The 15,442-nt window shown below is 62.8% G+C and carries 21 protein-coding genes and 1 riboswitch; of the genes, 14 read left to right on the top strand and 7 right to left on the bottom strand.

What is annotated here, in order from left to right:
- Complete coding sequence (locus AC1Q5P_RS01675; RefSeq protein WP_492517956.1) at window positions 1-1,146, top strand: PQQ-dependent sugar dehydrogenase; 1,146 nt, start codon at window positions 1-3, stop codon at window positions 1,144-1,146.
- Window positions 1,147-1,225: 79 nt separating this feature from the next.
- Here AC1Q5P_RS01675 and AC1Q5P_RS01680 read toward each other — a convergent pair whose 3' ends face one another.
- Together AC1Q5P_RS01680 and AC1Q5P_RS01685 are read right to left on the bottom strand one after the other, a co-directional pair.
- Entirely contained in the window at window positions 1,226-1,690 is a 465-nt protein-coding gene (locus AC1Q5P_RS01680) for a HEAT repeat domain-containing protein (RefSeq protein WP_193826681.1), read from the bottom strand.
- Window positions 1,691-1,776: 86 nt separating this feature from the next.
- The gene (locus AC1Q5P_RS01685; protein WP_492517957.1) at window positions 1,777-4,089 is read right to left on the bottom strand and encodes a S8 family peptidase; all 2,313 of its coding nucleotides are present in this window, start codon (window positions 4,087-4,089) and stop codon (window positions 1,777-1,779) included.
- A 95-nt stretch (window positions 4,090-4,184) separates the two neighbouring features.
- On the opposite strand from AC1Q5P_RS01685, the gene AC1Q5P_RS01690 reads away from it, so the two are divergent.
- From AC1Q5P_RS01690 to AC1Q5P_RS01720, 7 genes are all read left to right on the top strand, one after another.
- Window positions 4,185-4,874: a pyrimidine 5'-nucleotidase gene (locus AC1Q5P_RS01690; protein ID WP_492518001.1), complete on the top strand. Its 690-nt coding sequence runs from the start codon at window positions 4,185-4,187 to the stop codon at window positions 4,872-4,874.
- A 46-nt stretch (window positions 4,875-4,920) separates the two neighbouring features.
- Window positions 4,921-5,757 (top strand): 2,3,4,5-tetrahydropyridine-2,6-dicarboxylate N-succinyltransferase, encoded by an 837-nt coding sequence (gene dapD / locus AC1Q5P_RS01695; protein WP_039332075.1) that lies wholly within the window; start codon window positions 4,921-4,923, stop codon window positions 5,755-5,757.
- A gap of 109 nt (window positions 5,758-5,866) precedes the next feature.
- Entirely contained in the window at window positions 5,867-6,025 is a 159-nt protein-coding gene (locus tag AC1Q5P_RS01700) for a hypothetical protein (protein ID WP_169745699.1), read from the top strand.
- A gap of 18 nt (window positions 6,026-6,043) precedes the next feature.
- Window positions 6,044-6,397, top strand: coding sequence for a hypothetical protein (locus tag AC1Q5P_RS01705; protein ID WP_492517958.1), 354 nt, complete (start codon window positions 6,044-6,046; stop codon window positions 6,395-6,397).
- Between the two features lie 35 nt (window positions 6,398-6,432).
- The gene (locus AC1Q5P_RS01710; protein ID WP_039332381.1) at window positions 6,433-6,864 is read left to right on the top strand and encodes a cupin domain-containing protein; all 432 of its coding nucleotides are present in this window, start codon (window positions 6,433-6,435) and stop codon (window positions 6,862-6,864) included.
- On the top strand, window positions 6,861-7,265 hold the full coding sequence (locus AC1Q5P_RS01715) for a DoxX family protein (protein ID WP_039332073.1): 405 nt from the start codon (window positions 6,861-6,863) through the stop codon (window positions 7,263-7,265). Before AC1Q5P_RS01710 ends, AC1Q5P_RS01715 begins: the two co-directional genes overlap by 4 nt.
- Window positions 7,266-7,269: 4 nt before the next feature.
- Window positions 7,270-8,022, top strand: coding sequence for a sulfite exporter TauE/SafE family protein (locus AC1Q5P_RS01720; RefSeq protein ID WP_492517959.1), 753 nt, complete (start codon window positions 7,270-7,272; stop codon window positions 8,020-8,022).
- Here the strand turns inward: AC1Q5P_RS01720 and AC1Q5P_RS01725 are convergent.
- Complete coding sequence (locus AC1Q5P_RS01725; RefSeq protein ID WP_492517960.1) at window positions 8,015-8,617, bottom strand: GNAT family N-acetyltransferase; 603 nt, start codon at window positions 8,615-8,617, stop codon at window positions 8,015-8,017. The two genes, AC1Q5P_RS01720 and AC1Q5P_RS01725, sit on opposite strands and share 8 nt — an antisense overlap.
- Window positions 8,618-8,696: 79 nt before the next feature.
- Here AC1Q5P_RS01725 and AC1Q5P_RS01730 point away from each other — a divergent pair, with 79 nt between their 5' ends.
- From AC1Q5P_RS01730 to AC1Q5P_RS01740, 3 genes are all read left to right on the top strand, one after another.
- Window positions 8,697-9,002 (top strand): alkylphosphonate utilization protein, encoded by a 306-nt coding sequence (locus tag AC1Q5P_RS01730; RefSeq protein ID WP_062346733.1) that lies wholly within the window; start codon window positions 8,697-8,699, stop codon window positions 9,000-9,002.
- A 286-nt stretch (window positions 9,003-9,288) separates the two neighbouring features.
- The gene (locus AC1Q5P_RS01735) at window positions 9,289-9,579 is read left to right on the top strand and encodes a hypothetical protein (protein WP_039332377.1); all 291 of its coding nucleotides are present in this window, start codon (window positions 9,289-9,291) and stop codon (window positions 9,577-9,579) included.
- 342 nt (window positions 9,580-9,921) lie between these two features.
- A complete protein-coding gene (locus AC1Q5P_RS01740) occupies window positions 9,922-10,320 on the top strand; it encodes a hypothetical protein (protein WP_039332067.1) in 399 nt (132 codons plus the stop codon).
- 14 nt (window positions 10,321-10,334) lie between these two features.
- On the opposite strand, the gene AC1Q5P_RS01745 is transcribed toward AC1Q5P_RS01740, so the two are convergent.
- Both AC1Q5P_RS01745 and AC1Q5P_RS01750 read right to left on the bottom strand, forming a co-directional pair.
- Window positions 10,335-10,730 (bottom strand): YybH family protein, encoded by a 396-nt coding sequence (locus tag AC1Q5P_RS01745; RefSeq protein WP_039332066.1) that lies wholly within the window; start codon window positions 10,728-10,730, stop codon window positions 10,335-10,337.
- A gap of 70 nt (window positions 10,731-10,800) precedes the next feature.
- Window positions 10,801-11,007 carry a cold-shock protein gene (locus AC1Q5P_RS01750; protein ID WP_039332064.1) on the bottom strand — a complete coding sequence of 69 codons (207 nt, stop codon included), beginning with the start codon at window positions 11,005-11,007 and terminating at the stop codon, window positions 10,801-10,803.
- A gap of 245 nt (window positions 11,008-11,252) precedes the next feature.
- On the opposite strand from AC1Q5P_RS01750, the gene AC1Q5P_RS01755 reads away from it, so the two are divergent.
- Both AC1Q5P_RS01755 and AC1Q5P_RS01760 read left to right on the top strand, forming a co-directional pair.
- A complete protein-coding gene (locus AC1Q5P_RS01755) occupies window positions 11,253-11,720 on the top strand; it encodes a YaiI/YqxD family protein (protein ID WP_039332376.1) in 468 nt (155 codons plus the stop codon).
- 66 nt (window positions 11,721-11,786) lie between these two features.
- Window positions 11,787-11,921, top strand: coding sequence for a hypothetical protein (locus tag AC1Q5P_RS01760; protein ID WP_255355085.1), 135 nt, complete (start codon window positions 11,787-11,789; stop codon window positions 11,919-11,921).
- Between the two features lie 43 nt (window positions 11,922-11,964).
- Here the strand turns inward: AC1Q5P_RS01760 and AC1Q5P_RS01765 are convergent, their stop codons facing one another.
- Window positions 11,965-12,441 (bottom strand): surface antigen, encoded by a 477-nt coding sequence (locus tag AC1Q5P_RS01765; protein WP_039332062.1) that lies wholly within the window; start codon window positions 12,439-12,441, stop codon window positions 11,965-11,967.
- Here AC1Q5P_RS01765 and AC1Q5P_RS01770 point away from each other — a divergent pair.
- Complete coding sequence (locus tag AC1Q5P_RS01770; RefSeq protein WP_492517961.1) at window positions 12,440-13,204, top strand: DUF2726 domain-containing protein; 765 nt, start codon at window positions 12,440-12,442, stop codon at window positions 13,202-13,204. The two genes, AC1Q5P_RS01765 and AC1Q5P_RS01770, sit on opposite strands and share 2 nt — an antisense overlap.
- 71 nt (window positions 13,205-13,275) lie before the next feature.
- Here AC1Q5P_RS01770 and thiC read toward each other — a convergent pair whose 3' ends face one another.
- Window positions 13,276-15,159: a phosphomethylpyrimidine synthase ThiC gene (thiC, locus tag AC1Q5P_RS01775; RefSeq protein ID WP_062341993.1), complete on the bottom strand. Its 1,884-nt coding sequence runs from the start codon at window positions 15,157-15,159 to the stop codon at window positions 13,276-13,278.
- 48 nt (window positions 15,160-15,207) lie between these two features.
- A riboswitch (TPP riboswitch) is annotated at window positions 15,208-15,315 on the bottom strand.
- Window positions 15,316-15,442 lie beyond the last annotated feature (127 nt).

Consider the following 15,442-nt stretch of genomic DNA (forward strand, 5'->3'; position numbering starts at 1 on the left):
ATGACGAATCCGATCCTGCGCTCGCTATCGCCTCTCGCTCTGCTCCTCGCAAGCTGCGGCTCATCGATTTCTGCCCAGGGCGCTGACCCTTCCACAGCGGGCATCGCGATCACCGATGTCGCCACGTTCGACGAGCCTTGGGCGATGACCTTCCTTCCCGGCACCAACCAGGCGCTGATCACCGAGAAGAAGGGCAAGCTCAAGCTCTGGACCGAAGGCACCGATAAGACCGTCGAGATCTCGGGCACCCCCACGGTCGATTACGGCGGACAAGGCGGCTTTGGCGATGTCGTCGCCGCGCCCGATTTCGCGCAGAGCGGAATGGTCTATCTGAGTTGGGCGGAAGCGGGTCAGAACGATACGCGCGGCGCAGTCGTCGCTCGCGCCAGACTGGTGATGGGCGATGCCCCCCGCCTCGCCCCACGCCTTGAGGACCTCAGCATCATCTGGCGGCAATTTCCCAAGGTCACCGGGCGCGGCCACTATTCGCATCGCATCGCCTTTTCGCCCGATGGCAAATACTTGTTCATCACCTCCGGCGACCGGCAGAAGTTCACGCCCGCGCAGGACCTGAACGCGAACCTCGGCAAGGTCATCCGCCTCCTGCCCGATGGCACTCCTGCGCCAGGCAACCCGTTTGCGGGCAAGGGCGGCGTTTCGGCACAGATCTGGTCCTACGGTCACCGCAACCTGCTCGGCCTCGCCTTCTCGCCCGATGGCCGGCTATGGGACATCGAGCACGGCCCTGCCGGCGGTGACGAGATCAACCACGTCGAACCGGCCAGGAACTACGGCTGGCCGCTGGTATCGGACGGCGACCATTACGACGGCAAGCCGATCCCTCGCAACAAGACCCGCCCCGACCTCGCCCAGCCCGCGATCAGCTGGAACCCCGTCATCGCGCCGGGCAACATGATCTTCTACACAGGCTCGGCTTTCCCCCAATGGCAAGGCCAGGCCCTGATCGCGGGTCTGGGCTCAGGCGGAATCGTCCGCGTGAAGATCGAAGGCGAAAAAGCCACCGAACTCGAACGCATAGACCTCGGCAACCGCATCCGCGAGATCGAGCAGGCACCGGATGGGACGCTATATGTGCTTGAGGATGGTGAAGGTGCTAAGTTGCGGCATTTGGTGCCGCAGGGGTGAGGATCGTGGCGCCAGTTTAGAAATTTCCGGAGCATACCGGAGTTGTCTAAACGTCTGGTTCGCCAGTTTTTGTTAGTAATCAAACCGGGCGGCACGCGTTGATCGCATCGACAACCATCTGGTCTAACAGCTTGTTACCGGAGGGCTCAGCGAAGGCTTCGAGATCCTCCACCAACGACACATCTGCAACGATCGTCGCCGCTTCAAGTAGTGGCATGTTCACGTGCCAGCCCTTAAGTTCCTTTCTTAAAAGCGGCAGTGCCAACCCGCGATGCATTTGCGCCAAGCCAAGGATGGCCTCGGCACGTACTGCCGAATTTTCATCTTCTGCTGCCTTTACCAAGGCCGCGCGAACATCGGGCCGATCCATCCCCAGCTGCGAAAGCAAAAGAGTTGCCCAGTCGCGGTTCGCCGGATCTGCATCCCGCGTCATTTCGATCAGGCGGGCAAGGTTCTTCTCGCCAAAATCGTGTTCGCCAAATGGCACATCCTCGTTGATGACAGCTTGGAGGAAGTCAGACGGGGGTAAGTAGCGCTCTTCCATCAGTCCCTCATGCTATCAGACACGACAGCCAGCTAACCACCAATAGTGCAAAACACCAATTACCGTGCGTGTGTCGCTCAACCTACTCAAAACCCCCGCGACCACCGCACCGCAACTCCGCCATCCCCCCCCGCTTTGGCAAAATGCCTCGGCTCCTTGCGGAAGAACACGCTGGCCGAGGCGTCCCCACCCCACAGCGCCGTCGCCCAGGCCAGTTCCGCGTCAAGCTCACGCCCCTTCGGCGCCAGCGACAGCGGCACGCGGGCGAAAGTGGCGCTCTGCGTTGCATAGTCCCACGCCACTGGCAGGTCGAGGTCCAGCCCACCGCGCTCCACCCGCAAGGGTTGCGAGAGGCGGAAGGCCAGGCGGTCGCCGGTCGCCAGCACGCCCTCGCGCGAAAGATCGACGCTCCATGAGGACGACACCAGCCGCGAGCCGCTTGTCGCCACCGCCCCGCTGTCGATCCGCGTGAAGCCCAGGCTGCCCGTCGCCCCCAGCGCCCAGCCATCCCCGAAGCGCCAGCCAAGCCCCGGCGATACCGTCGCCGTCGTCGCCCCGCCGCCGCCCAGCGCATCGGCAAAGCGCGCGCCCAGCACCGTGCGCTCCTCACGCATCAGGCCAAGGCCGAGCCGCCAATCCAACGCGCCACCCTGCCCGCCATCCAGCGCCAAGCCAAACTGCGTCATCCGGTCCTCGCGCCGTTCTCGCAGCGGATCGCTGCGCACCAGCACACTGCGCTCCGCCGAAACCGTCAGCCCCATACGCCCCAACCGATAGCGCGCCCCCATGCCCGTCTCGGGCCGCGTGAACACGCCACTCGCCATCCCCGCGACGAGGAACTGCGGCTCGTGCCGCTGCTGCAACCTCGCGGTCAGGCTCTCCGCGCTCACTTTCCAGCCCAGCGCCAGATCGAGCGACCGGTCCAGCCGTGTCACCACCGAGGACGCCAGCACCCGCGCCTGCTGCCCCTCACCCGGCGCCAGTCGCAAGGGCACCGCCCCGAAGCGCCGGTCCACCGTAAACGCCAGCGCAAAACCGGAAGCATCCATCGCCACCGGCCTGCCGCCCCCCGCCAGCGCTTCATGCAAAGGCAACCTCGCTTGGCCTGAGCGCAAGCCCGCCGCAAGGTTCAGCCTGTAAGCCCGCTGGTAGCCATCCAGCATTACCGTGCCGAGCGAAGCCCCGGCCAAGGCATCCCCCATCGCCCCGCTGCTCGTGCCTGCAAGGCTGTCAAGCGACACTGCCACCTGCGTCCCCGCCAACCCGGTCTGCCCCTGCGGCGAAAACGCCCGCGCAATGTCCAGAATGCCGCGGCCATAGATCGTATCCGTCCCCGTCGCCCCCGCATCGCGCGCGGTCCGCAGCAGCAGGTCGACGATCTGGGTGCCGGTCAGGTTCGGGAAAGCCTGCGCCAGCAATGCGGCCGCGCCTGAAACCTGCGGCGCGGCAAAGCTTGTCCCGCTGACCACTGTCACGAATGTTCCCTGCGCATTCGTCTCGGTCTTTATCTGGCTGCCCTGGTACACGCAGCAGACGTCCTCGCCCTGCGCCATCAGCACCGACGCCGCCGAGCTTCCCGGTTTGTTGCTGAAGGCCGAAGCCACGCCGGTGGCATTGACCGAGCCGACAATGATCACGTTGTTGCCGCCCGCCAGGAGCAGCGATTGCGCAAAGGGATCGGGGTTGTTGGGATCAATCCCAGCATCGGTGCTGTCGCCGTCGTTGCCCGCTGAAACGATGATCACCGCGCCCGCTGCGGCCGCCCGGGCAACAGCCGACCGCAGGGTCGAGTTCGCAAGATCGCCACCGAGCGAAAGATTGATGACCTTTGCGCCCGAGGCGACCGCAGCATTAATGCCCGCCGCTATCGCACTGTCGGCAAAAGTGCAGCCATCCGACGCCGCGCACGAACCCGGCGTATCGGCCCGCAGCATCTGGATCGTTGCGCCCCAGGCGATGCCGACGATCCCTGAATTGTTGCGGGCCGCTGCTGCCGTCAGGGCAACCTGCGTCCCGTGATCATCGTCGGCGTTGTCCAATCCGCGCGATTGCACCACGTCGGTCGATGATGAGGCAATCCTTCCGGCAAACTCGGTATTGGACGTATTTATACCGGAATCGACGATGGCAATCGTGGTCCCTGCCCCACTCGCGCCCGATTGCCAGGCCGTGATCGCGCCATGAAGCGAAGGCCCATCCGACCGGCGATACTCTGCGGTATCGAAATTGACCGGAGTGGGAGTGGGGGTTGGCGTGGGAGTTGGCGTTGGGACTGGGGTGGGCGTCGGGGCCGGCGCAGGCGCGGGCGTGCTGGAGACGCTGCCTCCCCCTCCGCATGCCGCCAATCCAGCAGCCAGCGCGGCCACTGCGGCGTAACCAAACCAGCGAATTTCCGACATCACCGCACCCCGGCTCCGGTAGCTTTGCCCAAGTCTTGCTGATAACCCGTTGGCCGTAAATGCCGAATGACACAGTTCCGGACTGGAATGCGCAAATGCCCTTCGATCCCACGATTGTTGACTGCTGGATCTTCGATCTCGACAACACGCTCTATCCCCCATCGACCCGGCTGTTCGATCAGATCGATGAGCGCATGGGCCTGTTCATCAAGGAACTGCTCGGCTGCGACGAGCTGGAGGCTCGGCGCGTGCAGAAGCTCTACTTCCACGATCACGGCACCACCCTTTCAGGCCTGATGCATTACCACGCCACCGATCCGCACCATTTTCTCGGCTTCGTGCACGACATCGACATTACCCCGCTGGCTGCCGCACCGCGTCTGGCAGACAGGCTGGCGAAACTCCCGGGCCGCAAGATCCTCTTCACCAATGGCGATGATGCCTATGCCGCCAGGGTGCTTGCCGGACTCGATCTTTCCGACAGTTTCGACGGGCTGTGGGACATCCACGCCATGGCCTACAAACCCAAGCCCGAGCCCACGGCATACACCAGCATGATCGAAGCGTTGGGCGTCAATCCCGAGACTTCGGTCTTCGTCGAAGACATGGCGCGCAACCTCGCCCCGGCCAAGGCCCTCGGCATGCAGACGGTCTGGCTCGATCTCGCCACGGACTGGGGCGATCGCGCCAAGGATGATGCCGCAATCGACGTGGTCACAGACGATGTCGTCGCATGGCTGGATCATACGATTGCGGCGCTTGCCGATCAGACAACGCTCGGCTAGTCGCCACGCAATTTTGTTCCATACCGATCCCGCACGGAGAAACGCCATGACAGACCAGCTGCAAGCTGCCATCGAAGCCGCCTGGGAAGACCGCGCCAATGTCACCCCGGCCAGCGATGCTGTGCGAGAAGTGGTTGAGGCCGCGCTCGAACTGCTCGACAGCGGCAAGGCCCGCGCTGCCGAAAAGGTGGACGGCGAATGGCGCGTCAACCAGTGGCTCAAGAAGGCCGTGCTGCTCTCGTTCCGCCTGAACGACAACGCAGTGATCGAGGCCGGCTCGGGCGGCGCTCCTGCATTTGACAAGGTGCCCTCGAAGTTTGCAGGCTGGGGCGAGAACCGCTTCCGCGAAGCCGGTTTCCGCGTCGTCCCCGGTGCCGTCGCGCGCAAGGGCGCACACATCGCCAAGGGCGTGGTGCTGATGCCAAGCTTCGTCAACATCGGCGCCTTCGTCGATGAAGGCACCATGGTTGATACCTGGGCAACCGTCGGCTCCTGCGCGCAGATCGGCAAGAATGTCCACATCTCGGGCGGCGCCGGCATCGGCGGTGTGCTCGAACCGCTGCAGGCAGGCCCCGTCATCATCGAGGACGGCGCATTCATCGGCGCCCGCTCGGAAGTGGCCGAAGGCGTTATCGTCGGCGAAGGCGCAGTGCTGTCGATGGGCGTCTACCTCGGCGCTTCCACCAAGATCGTCGACCGCGCCACGGGCGAAGTCCACATTGGCCGCGTGCCACCCTATGCTGTCGTCGTTCCAGGTGCCATGCCGGGCAAGCCCCTGCCCGACGGCACCCCCGGCCCGTCGCTCTACTGCGCCGTCATCGTCAAGACGGTCGACGCGCAGACCCGTAGCAAGACCGGGATCAACGAACTCCTGCGCGATTGATTGATCTGAATTAATCACCGTTCCGGTCATGTCCATGGGGCATTGCCGGAACAGGGCGCTTGCCTGCGCGTAGAGTCGCCAAGCACGGTTCTACCGAAGGAGAAGCGCCATGGAACGACGCGGCGAAGAAACGCACATCACCACCGAGGAGGCTCGCGGGGGCGAAGGCCTCAACGTGGTACGCTGGGTCCTGCTGATCAGCCTGGTCCTGGCAATCGGTGCATTGACAGTCATCTGGGTAACCGGGGCGCTCACCACGCCCCAGTAAAATGAACGAGGGGGCGGCATGACACTTGGTTGGAAGCTGGACAGAACCCAGCGCGAAAACCTCCTCGCCGCCCTCCCGCCTCGTTACGAGCGAGCCATTGCCGACCACGTGACTCTGTCAGTCGCAGGAACAATCCCGCCAGAAGCGGTGCATCGTGCTGAAATTGTCGGATATGTCGACGATGCTGAAGGGGTTGAGGCATATATCGTTTCAATTGATGGGACGACTGGCAGACCAGACGGCGGTACTTGGCACCTAACCTGGTCGCTCGCCGAACATAGGACTGCAAAGGAAAGCAACACGGCCATCGCGGCGCTTGGCTGGACCGAAGTTTCTCCTGTTCCCCTTCAACTTATCCCAGCACTGTGGTGATTGACTCAGCGCGTATGTCGGGCAACCGTTTCGTGATGCCCGCGCATGAAATCGTTTCCAGCCTGAACCTCGCGCCCCATCCTGAGGGAGGGTGGTTCCGGGAAACTTGGCGTGCGCCTTTAGTCGGCGGCGGACGCGCCTCGAGCACGGCGATCCTGTTCCTGCTGGCAGCTGGCGAAAGATCACACTGGCACCGCGTCGATGCTGACGAGATCTGGATCTGGCAGGCGGGTGATGCTCTTGCACTGCACACTGCAGCGGAATCCACAACTGCACCCTCGACGCTGATCCTCGGAAACGATCTCGCCACGCAAGATCTGCAGGGGATCGTTCCTGCCGGGCACTGGCAGGCCGCCGAACCTGTCGCCGGTGAACATGGCTACGTGCTTGTCTCATGCATTGTGGCGCCGGGATTTGACTTTGCCGGGTTCACCCTCGCCCCGCCCGGCTGGAAACCCGGCGCATGATCCGCGCCGCTGCCCGTCTGGCGCTGGCACTGTTCTACTTCGCGGCGGGCGTGATCCACATCGCATCGCCCCGCCCGTTCCTGATCATCATGCCGCAATGGGTCCCTGCCCCCGAAGCTGTCGTGCTATGGACAGGCATTGCCGAACTGCTCGGGGCTGTTGGCCTGGCGCAAGGCGTTTCCCTGCCGATCCGCCGGGCTGCGTCCATCGGTCTCGCACTCTATGCGGTGTGTGTCTTCCCGGCCAACATCAACCACTTTGCGATTGATCTGGCAAAGTCGGATCACGGCGCGGGCCTCGCCTATCATGTCCCTCGCATGTTTGCGCAACCGGTGCTCGTCTGGCTTGCGCTGTGGGCCGGCGGGGTCATCGAATGGCCATGGAAGCCACGGACCCGATAGACAGATGCTCCTTTCCGATCCTGCAACCCTCGCCGCCTGCGCAGTGGCTGTCATTCTCGTTGGCATGGCCAAGGGCGGATTTTCCGGTCTCGGAGCACTTGGCACACCCGTTGCCGCCTTGGCTCTTCCGCCATCGACCGCCGCCGCCATCCTCTTGCCCATCCTCATCGTTCAGGACGTCGTCAGCGTCTGGTCCTTCCGGCATGCCTGGGACAAATGGATCGTCGGCTGGATGCTGCCGGGAGCCATGGTCGGCATCGGCATCGGCTGGGCCATTGCTGCCAGTATCGACGAGAAGGCACTCATGGGCGTTCTCGGCGGCATCACGCTCATGTTCGGCCTTTACCGCCTGTGGATCGAGCGTGGCAATCGCGTGGCCGCCGCGTCTGCATCTCCGGGCTGGGTCGGCGCGCTGTTCGGAATGGCCACCGGCTTTACCAGCCAGGTCGCCCATGCGGGCGGTCCGCCCTTCCAGATGTGGGTCACCCCGCGCAAGCTTCCGCACCTGATGTATGCCGGAACCAACGCGATCCTTTTCGCCGCGATCAATTGGCTCAAGGTGCCAAGTTATATCATGCTTGGGGCCTTCACCCACGAAGTGGTGGTGGCCGCCGCTCTGCTCGTCCCGTTGGCGGTCTTTACCACACTGATCTCTGTCCGTGTCGTCCGCGCGCTCAAGCCTGATCGGTTCTACACCATCATCTACCTGCTGATGGCCATGCTTGGCGGCAAGCTGATGGTCGATGCCTTCACCTGAACGGCACCGGCCTGGCCATGGTCCAGAATGTCGGGCCCTTTCTGGCGACGGGCCAAGTCTCGATCAGTTCAAAACCCATCGAGCGGTAAAGCCCGACATTGCTCTCCGTCGCAGTTTCCAGAACGGCCGGTAACCCCGCAGCGTCGGCTTCGGCAAGGCCAGCCCGGATGGCAAGGCCGCCAAGGCCCTGCCCCTGCCTGTCAGGTCGAACACCGGCCATGCGCAGATAGAACTGGCGCTCACCCTTCGGCAAATGCTTGCCGATCATCCGGTCAGCGCGCTCCGCCCGCAGCACGGCCGTGCCGAGCATCGCGATAAAGCGCACCAGCGCCGGCGGCGTCAGACTTGCATGCTCATGAACGCTCCCCGGTGGCCGCCACAGCGTGACGACTTCACATCCGGCCGTTCCCAGTACCATACCGTGCCGCAGGTGATCGTGGAACATCCAGCGGATCAACTGCGGCATTCGACGCTCGCGGGATTCATCATTGGCAAACATCCAGTTCATCGCCGGATCTTGACGGAAGGCAGCAGTCAACGTCTCGGTCGCTGCGTCAGCATCGCCAGGTCCCAGGCGAACGATTGTCCGATCCAAGCATATCCTCCCTCGAATGCCGCTTTTGCTGGCAAGCAGCGCCCCCGCGTGCCACGGGGATGCGCGAATGGAGGGAACGATGAGCGAAGATGAAGACTATGTCTACGACGAGGACAGCGGCGAATGGCTGCCAGCATCCGAACTCGCGGCAAAGCGCCAAGCCGCCAGCGCCGTTGAGGTTCGCGACGCCGTCGGCAACCTCCTGGCTGATGGTGACCAGGTTACCCTGATCAAGGATCTCGACGTCAAGGGCGCCGGGCAAACCTTGAAGCAGGGCACGCTGATCAAGTCGATCCGGCTGACGGGCGACCCGCAGGAGATCGACTGCAAGTATCCCGGCATCAAGGGATTGGTCCTGCGGGCCGAATTCGTTCGCAAACGCTGACCGGCCGAGGCGTGGGGTCGGCAAGTTGCCCCCCGCCAGCGTAGCTTTCGATTCGACGGCATCCCTGCGACGAATCGTTATTCATGCTTACGTATGAAGGGGCATGGCCGGATTGGCGCAACCTCTGGCAAACGACTGTTTTCGCGGCGAAAAGCACCGAGTTGCAAATCATGCAACTGACAGCACGGCAAATACAATTGCCGCACTGCACGCGACTAGTATGCTGCAACGCAACAAGATAAGGGTGCTGAAGGCAATCTTTCCTTATCTTCCAGGAGATATTGCCATGATCAAGACTATCCTCGCTGCCGCTGCTGCCGTCCTCGTCGCCACCCCCGTGTTTGCTGCCGAACCGGAAACCGGCTCGTTCACGTACCAGGGCGTGAAGTACGATTACACCGCCGAACAGCAGGGCGATGTCAAGGTTCTCAAGGGCTCGGCCTATGCCGGCAAGGTTCCCTTCGAACTGAAGGTCACCAAGCGCACCGTCACCGGCCGCTTCAACGGTCGTCCGGTCACCTTCGACGTCAAGGACGTCAAGAAGATCTCCAGCAAGGCTGCTGCCAGCAACGATTGACTGCCCCGCAACACGGGACTGCCCAGAGGCTCGACGCAAAGTCGCCAGCTCGCAAGCAGCGCCTCACCCGTGAGCAAGGCCAGCTTCGTGCTGCACCGCTGATCCCAGCAAAGGGCGCTTCCCGCAGGAGGCGCCCTTTCTGTTTTGAATCTGGTTACCTTCCCAAGCACGCGCCGTCAGCACCAGCGCTGTGTTGCCAACGTCAGGACCGCGACGATCGGTTGCTGGACTCGGCCCCGCCGGGGCTGATCCACTGTCAATTGACGGGCGAACCGGTCGCCCCGGAACCGCCGCAACGCTCCGGCATTCCTTCCCCAAGGGAGGGTTGCAGGAGCCAGGTTCGTGTTGTTCGATCGCTTTGCCACCGTCATGATCGCCATCGGCGCCGGCTTGGGCCTTGCCGCAACCAGCACGATACCGACGCGCATGCCCTCACCGGAGCGACCATACCCTGCTGCCCGACCGGACGCCTATCCCGAAATCACTGCCGTCACCTACGAGAGTTATCCGGTGGCTCCGGCACCTATTTTCCATCGCCCCATGCGTATTGCTTATTGGGAGCAGCCTTGGGAAGAGCCAGAGGACCTGCCTCCGGCAGAGGCGCTTCCGGAATATGAGGATTACGAGATTGCGCCTGACCCCCAGGTCATCGAAGACGAAGAGGCGGATCTGCCGGCTCAGGCGGACCGGGAAATGCGACAGGAAGCTATCGTTATGAATATCTTGCCAACCGCGTCGTGAAGGCATTGGCGGGCTCAGCCGAGCGTCAAGAAAATTTCCGCGATCAAAACCCAGCCGTTACCGATCTTGCGCCACTTGGCGGCATAGGTCCCGGCGGCCGTCACTTCGCCGGATTCCTGAACAGTTGCGCTCCAGCGCCCGTGCTCCATGGCGATCGGTTCTACGGCTGAAGCGATCACGCTATCGGTGCTGCGCACGTAGACGGCTCGAGGAGCTTGCGCGAAATCTCGCTTCCAAGCCGCCAGTTGCGCCTTACGCCCAGAAATGACTGCACTGTCGCTGCCGGTGATCAGAACCACATCGGGCGAGAGAAGCGGCGCAATCGCGGCAAGATCCCCCTCCGCCAGCGCGCGGTTGAACGCGGCGCGGCGGAGGCGGACTTGCAGTTCGGCATCGGCAGGGTTGCTCATCGCGTTGCGATGACAGGGCTCAGCCAATTTGCAAAGCCCCGTTGCCTGTCGATGCCGAGGTTGGTTCCGATCAGGCCGAAACGAGGTTCACGGCCGAAGCCTTGCCGTTGCGGCCGGTCTCGACTTCGTAGCTTACGCGCTGGTCCTTATCGAGGCTGGCCATGCCGGCAGCCTGGACGGCCGAGATGTGCACGAAGCTGTCAGCGCCGCCGTTGTCGGGCTGAATGAAGCCGTAGCCCTTTTCGGTGTTGAAGAATTTTACGGTGCCTACTGGCATGGGATGTTCCTTCCAAGAACGAGTGTTGCCCGGAAGCGAAAGTGCCGCCGGGCCGTGCGTGGTTCGTCAATTGAAAGGAAATCGTCGTCGAAGGCCCCGCGAGAACCGAAGCGCCAGCGTGGTAGTCAATGCCGAAGTCCGTCGCAAAATTCGACGTCAGCGATGCTCTTGTAGCACCCCGCCCGCGCTTTGGCGAACTTAATCGGACAGTGGCCATCCCGCTCCGGCAAAGCTACTGGACGATCATGCCTGAAACGCCCACCGACGCCGTGCGCATCCTGGTCGATGGCGATGCATGCCCGGTCAAGGAAGAGATCTACAAGGTCGCCTTCCGCCGGAACGTGCCAGTAACCGTCGTCAGCAACTCACCCTTCCGCGTGCCAGTACATCCTCTTGTCCGCCGCGTGGTGGTCAGCGATGGCTTCGACGCCGCCGACGACTGGATTGCCGAAGCGGCAGGTTCCAAAGCCGTGGTCGTCACCGCCGATATACTCCTGGCAGACCGGTGCCTGAAAGCGGGCGCGGCAGTGATTTCTCCGGCTGGCAAACCCTTTACCACAAGCTCCATCGGCAGTCAGATCGCCACGCGCGCGATCATGGCCGATCTGCGCGCCGGTGGCGACGTGATCGGAGGCCCGGCGCCATTCTCCAAGGCGGATCGCTCGCGCTTTCTGTCTGCGCTGGACGAGACCTTGGCAAGACTGACGCGTTAAAGGTCGCTATTACAGGCCGATGCGTCTAGCGAGGCCTTCGGGCACGCGCCCGCATGGAGAACGATAATGGCGAAGAGCCAGAAAAAGTCGAACCGCGAGGTTCGCAAGCCCAAAGCCGAAAAGCCCAAGAAGCCCAACGCATCGAACCCGTCGATGAAACCCGGTGTGATCGCAGGGCTGGATAATATCAAGAATACCTGACGAACTGGTGGGCTCCCCATGGAGCCCACCGTTCATCCATCGCTTACCTGCAGCGCACGTTGCTGCGATTGCGGCTGTCGATTGCCGCACCGATCGCCGCGCCACCGATCGCGCCGATGATCGCGCCGAGCGGCTTGCTGTCACCTTCGGCGATGATCGCTCCTGCCGCCGCGCCCCCAAGGCCGCCGACGATCAGTCCAGTCGAACCGTCGGACCTGCGGCAGTAATAGCGCCCGTCACGCCCGCGATAGACCCGGTCATCGTAGGAAAGCTGGCGCTCGCGATAGCGGGCATTATCGCGATAATAACGGTCGGCATAATAGCCGCCATAGCGCGGATCGGGATTATTGTAATCATACCGGCCATACTGCTGGTAATACCCTCGATCGTAATAACCCCAATCGCCATAGCCATCCGCATAGCCGGGGCGGTCATAATACCCATTGTTCGTGCATGCTGCAGTCAAAGTCGTCGCAGCAGCCGCTGCCAGCACAATTGCCGCCTTGCGAGCTTTCGTCATGGCCTTCTCCAATGCTTCCCGAAGAGCGAACGTAATCGTCGCCCAGTTGCTCAGCCAATGGATGGTGAAGACGGCAGTTCCCCGGCCAGCATTAAGATTCCGATTACTGCCCCTGCCCTATCCCTCTGCCATGCCATCCGAAATCGTCAGTCTGATAGACAAGCCGCACCTACTTGCCCTCCTCCTCGCCATTGGCGCTGCTATCGGCATCGCGGTCGAACGCTTTGCCGAGGGTTTGAAGCGCGCCGAACGCCGGGCCTTCTGGCGGGGTCGAAAATCGGCTGAACGAAAATACCGTCCACACCAGGCCCCCACGCTCTCCCACAAGAGCCAGACAGAAGTTGCAGCAGAGCAACTCCGCCGAGTCATGGAGGCCGATTTCAAGAGCAGGCCGCTGTTGAACCAGTCGGAAAGGCGCTTACTCGCCGTGCTCGACAAGACCTTGAGCGAAGAAAAGCCCACCTGGCGCGCAATGGGTCAGGTATCGCTTGGCGAAATCCTGTTGAGCGATGACAAGGATGCCTATTGGGCCATCAATTCCAAGCGCGTCGATCTGCTCATCGTCGACGACAGCTGCCGTCCTGTCCATGCAGTGGAATTTCAAGGCAGCGGTCATCACCTCGGGGCAGAAACCGCAGCAAGAGACGCCGTGAAGAAGGAAGCTCTGCGGCGGGCAGGCATTGGCTATGTCGAGGTCATGAGCAAACAGACGCCAGCACAGGTCAGACTGCTGCTGCAAGGTCTGCTGCGCCAGCCCGCCTGAGCGTTCACGCATCTCGCGCCGATCCGGCTTGCCGCATTGGTGACGCAGCAAGCCGGATCGGCATTTGACGATCAATCGTGTTCGCGACCACCCGCGCCGATATAAAGTTCGCGCCCCATTTCGTCGTACTTGGCGCTCATCGCCTTCATGCCGGCTTCCGCCTCGGCTTCGTCAGCCGCGACAAACGTCTCGATCGGCTGGTTCTGCTTGGCGGCAAAATCGCGAACTTCTTGGCTGATCTTCATCGAGCAGAACTTCGGCCCGCACATCGAGCAGAAGTGCGCCGACTTGGCGCCTTCGGCTGGCAGCGTCTGGTCGTGATACTGCTCGGCAGTATCGGGATCGAGCGACAGGTTGAACTGGTCGCGCCAGCGGAATTCGAAGCGCGCCTTGCTCAGTGCATCGTCGCGCACCTGCGCTGCCGGGTGGCCCTTGGCAAGGTCGGCCGCGTGGGCCGCCAGCTTGTAGGTGACCACGCCGACCTTGACGTCATCGCGATCCGGCAGGCCGAGGTGTTCCTTTGGCGTCACGTAGCAAAGCATCGCCGTGCCGTACCAGCCGATCTGCGCCGCGCCGATGCCGCTGGTGATGTGGTCGTAACCCGGCGCGATGTCGGTGACGAGCGGCCCGAGCGTGTAGAACGGCGCTTCGCCGCACGCTTCGAGCTGCTTGGTCATGTTCTCCTTGATCTTGTGCATCGGCACGTGGCCAGGGCCCTCGATCATCACCTGCACGTCCTGCGCCCAGGCGCGCTTGGTCAGCTCGCCCAAGGTGTAAAGCTCGGCGAACTGCGCCTCGTCGTTGGCGTCGTAGATCGATCCGGGGCGCAGGCCATCGCCAAGCGAATAGGCCACGTCATAGGCCTTCATGATCTCGGTGATTTCGTCGAAACGCTCGTAGAGGAACGATTCCTTGTGATGCGCCAGGCACCACTTGGCCATGATCGAACCACCACGGCTGACGATCCCGGTCATGCGCTTGGCGGCCAGCGGGATGTAGGGCAGGCGGACGCCGGCGTGGATCGTGAAATAGTCGACGCCCTGCTCGGCCTGCTCGATCAGCGTATCGCGGAAGATCTCCCACGTCAGGTCCTCGGCCACGCCGCCGACCTTCTCCAGCGCCTGGTAGATCGGCACCGTGCCGATCGGCACCGGCGAGTTGCGCAGGATCCATTCGCGCGTGTCGTGGATGTTGCGCCCCGTCGAAAGGTCCATCACGGTGTCGGCGCCCCAGCGGATCGACCAGACCATCTTGTCGACTTCGCTCGCAACGTCCGATGCCACCGCCGAATTGCCGATGTTCGCATTGATCTTGACGAGGAAGTTGCGCCCGATCGCCATCGGCTCGCTCTCGGGGTGGTTGATGTTGGAAGGAATGATGGCCCGCCCGCGCGCCACTTCATCACGCACGAACTCCGGTGTCACGTAGTCAGGGATCGAAGCGCCCCAGTCCTGCCCATCACGGATCAGCGCTTCCTTGGCCTGCTTGCGACCAAGGTTCTCGCGGATCGCCACATATTCCATTTCCGGGGTGATGATGCCCTGGCGCGCATAGTGCATCTGGCTGACGTTCTGCCCCGCCTTGGCACGCAGCGGTCGCTTCACCACATTCGGGAAAGGCGGCACGCCCGCCGACCGGTCCGGCCCCTTCAGGCCGTTGTCCTCAGGCTTCACTGCCCGGCCATCGTACTCCTCGACGTCGCCGCGGTCGACGATCCAGTCGCGCCGCAGCTTGGGCAGGCCCGCCGCAATGTCGATCATGACGTTAGTGTCAGTATAAGGGCCGGACGTGTCGTAGACGCGCACCGGCGGCTCGCCGCTCGAAGGCTCCAGCGAAATCTCGCGCATCGCCACGGTCAGCCCCGGAAAGCGCGCGCTTTCCACGTGGATCTTGCGGCTGCCGCGGATCGGCCCGGTGGTAACGCCGATTTCCAGCTTGGAGTTGATGTCGGCCATGCAAGCGCTCCTCTCGTCAGGCATCGGGAGCGCGGGTGCCATGGCTCTGACCTCTGGCACTGCCCTTCCCTCCGCCCGTGCTAACGGGTTCAGGTTCGACGGGTCGGGCTGCGTGACCAGCCCCTCTCAGCCACACTGGCTCCCCGGGGTATGGCCGCACTTCTAATGCGGTCTGCCGACACTGGCAACCAGCCAATCCATGAGGGTTCACACATCTTTAATGCGAATGATTCTTACTTGCATTGACTTTTGCGAATGAATCGCACTAAGGCCCGCCCATCAC

The sequence above is a fragment of the Novosphingobium sp. GW835-FHT14H07 genome (assembly GCF_058793515.1).

Coding starts and splice junctions, on each gene's coding strand:
- AC1Q5P_RS01765 (WP_039332062.1), bottom strand. CDS start 12,441: ATGACGAAAGCTCGCAAGGCGGCAATTGTGCTGGCAGCGGCTGCTGCG.
- AC1Q5P_RS01700 (WP_169745699.1), top strand. CDS start 5,867: ATGGAACGACGCGGCGAAGAAACGCACATCACCACCGAGGAGGCTCGC.
- AC1Q5P_RS01710 (WP_039332381.1), top strand. CDS start 6,433: ATGCCCGCGCATGAAATCGTTTCCAGCCTGAACCTCGCGCCCCATCCT.
- AC1Q5P_RS01760 (WP_255355085.1), top strand. CDS start 11,787: ATGGCGAAGAGCCAGAAAAAGTCGAACCGCGAGGTTCGCAAGCCCAAA.
- AC1Q5P_RS01715 (WP_039332073.1), top strand. CDS start 6,861: ATGATCCGCGCCGCTGCCCGTCTGGCGCTGGCACTGTTCTACTTCGCG.
- AC1Q5P_RS01730 (WP_062346733.1), top strand. CDS start 8,697: ATGAGCGAAGATGAAGACTATGTCTACGACGAGGACAGCGGCGAATGG.
- AC1Q5P_RS01685 (WP_492517957.1), bottom strand. CDS start 4,089: ATGTCGGAAATTCGCTGGTTTGGTTACGCCGCAGTGGCCGCGCTGGCT.
- AC1Q5P_RS01755 (WP_039332376.1), top strand. CDS start 11,253: ATGCCTGAAACGCCCACCGACGCCGTGCGCATCCTGGTCGATGGCGAT.
- dapD (WP_039332075.1), top strand. CDS start 4,921: ATGACAGACCAGCTGCAAGCTGCCATCGAAGCCGCCTGGGAAGACCGC.
- AC1Q5P_RS01705 (WP_492517958.1), top strand. CDS start 6,044: ATGACACTTGGTTGGAAGCTGGACAGAACCCAGCGCGAAAACCTCCTC.
- thiC (WP_062341993.1), bottom strand. CDS start 15,159: ATGGCCGACATCAACTCCAAGCTGGAAATCGGCGTTACCACCGGGCCG.
- AC1Q5P_RS01720 (WP_492517959.1), top strand. CDS start 7,270: ATGCTCCTTTCCGATCCTGCAACCCTCGCCGCCTGCGCAGTGGCTGTC.
- AC1Q5P_RS01745 (WP_039332066.1), bottom strand. CDS start 10,730: ATGAGCAACCCTGCCGATGCCGAACTGCAAGTCCGCCTCCGCCGCGCC.
- AC1Q5P_RS01690 (WP_492518001.1), top strand. CDS start 4,185: ATGCCCTTCGATCCCACGATTGTTGACTGCTGGATCTTCGATCTCGAC.
- AC1Q5P_RS01735 (WP_039332377.1), top strand. CDS start 9,289: ATGATCAAGACTATCCTCGCTGCCGCTGCTGCCGTCCTCGTCGCCACC.
- AC1Q5P_RS01675 (WP_492517956.1), top strand. CDS start 1: ATGACGAATCCGATCCTGCGCTCGCTATCGCCTCTCGCTCTGCTCCTC.
- AC1Q5P_RS01770 (WP_492517961.1), top strand. CDS start 12,440: ATGGCCTTCTCCAATGCTTCCCGAAGAGCGAACGTAATCGTCGCCCAG.
- AC1Q5P_RS01680 (WP_193826681.1), bottom strand. CDS start 1,690: ATGGAAGAGCGCTACTTACCCCCGTCTGACTTCCTCCAAGCTGTCATC.
- AC1Q5P_RS01750 (WP_039332064.1), bottom strand. CDS start 11,007: ATGCCAGTAGGCACCGTAAAATTCTTCAACACCGAAAAGGGCTACGGC.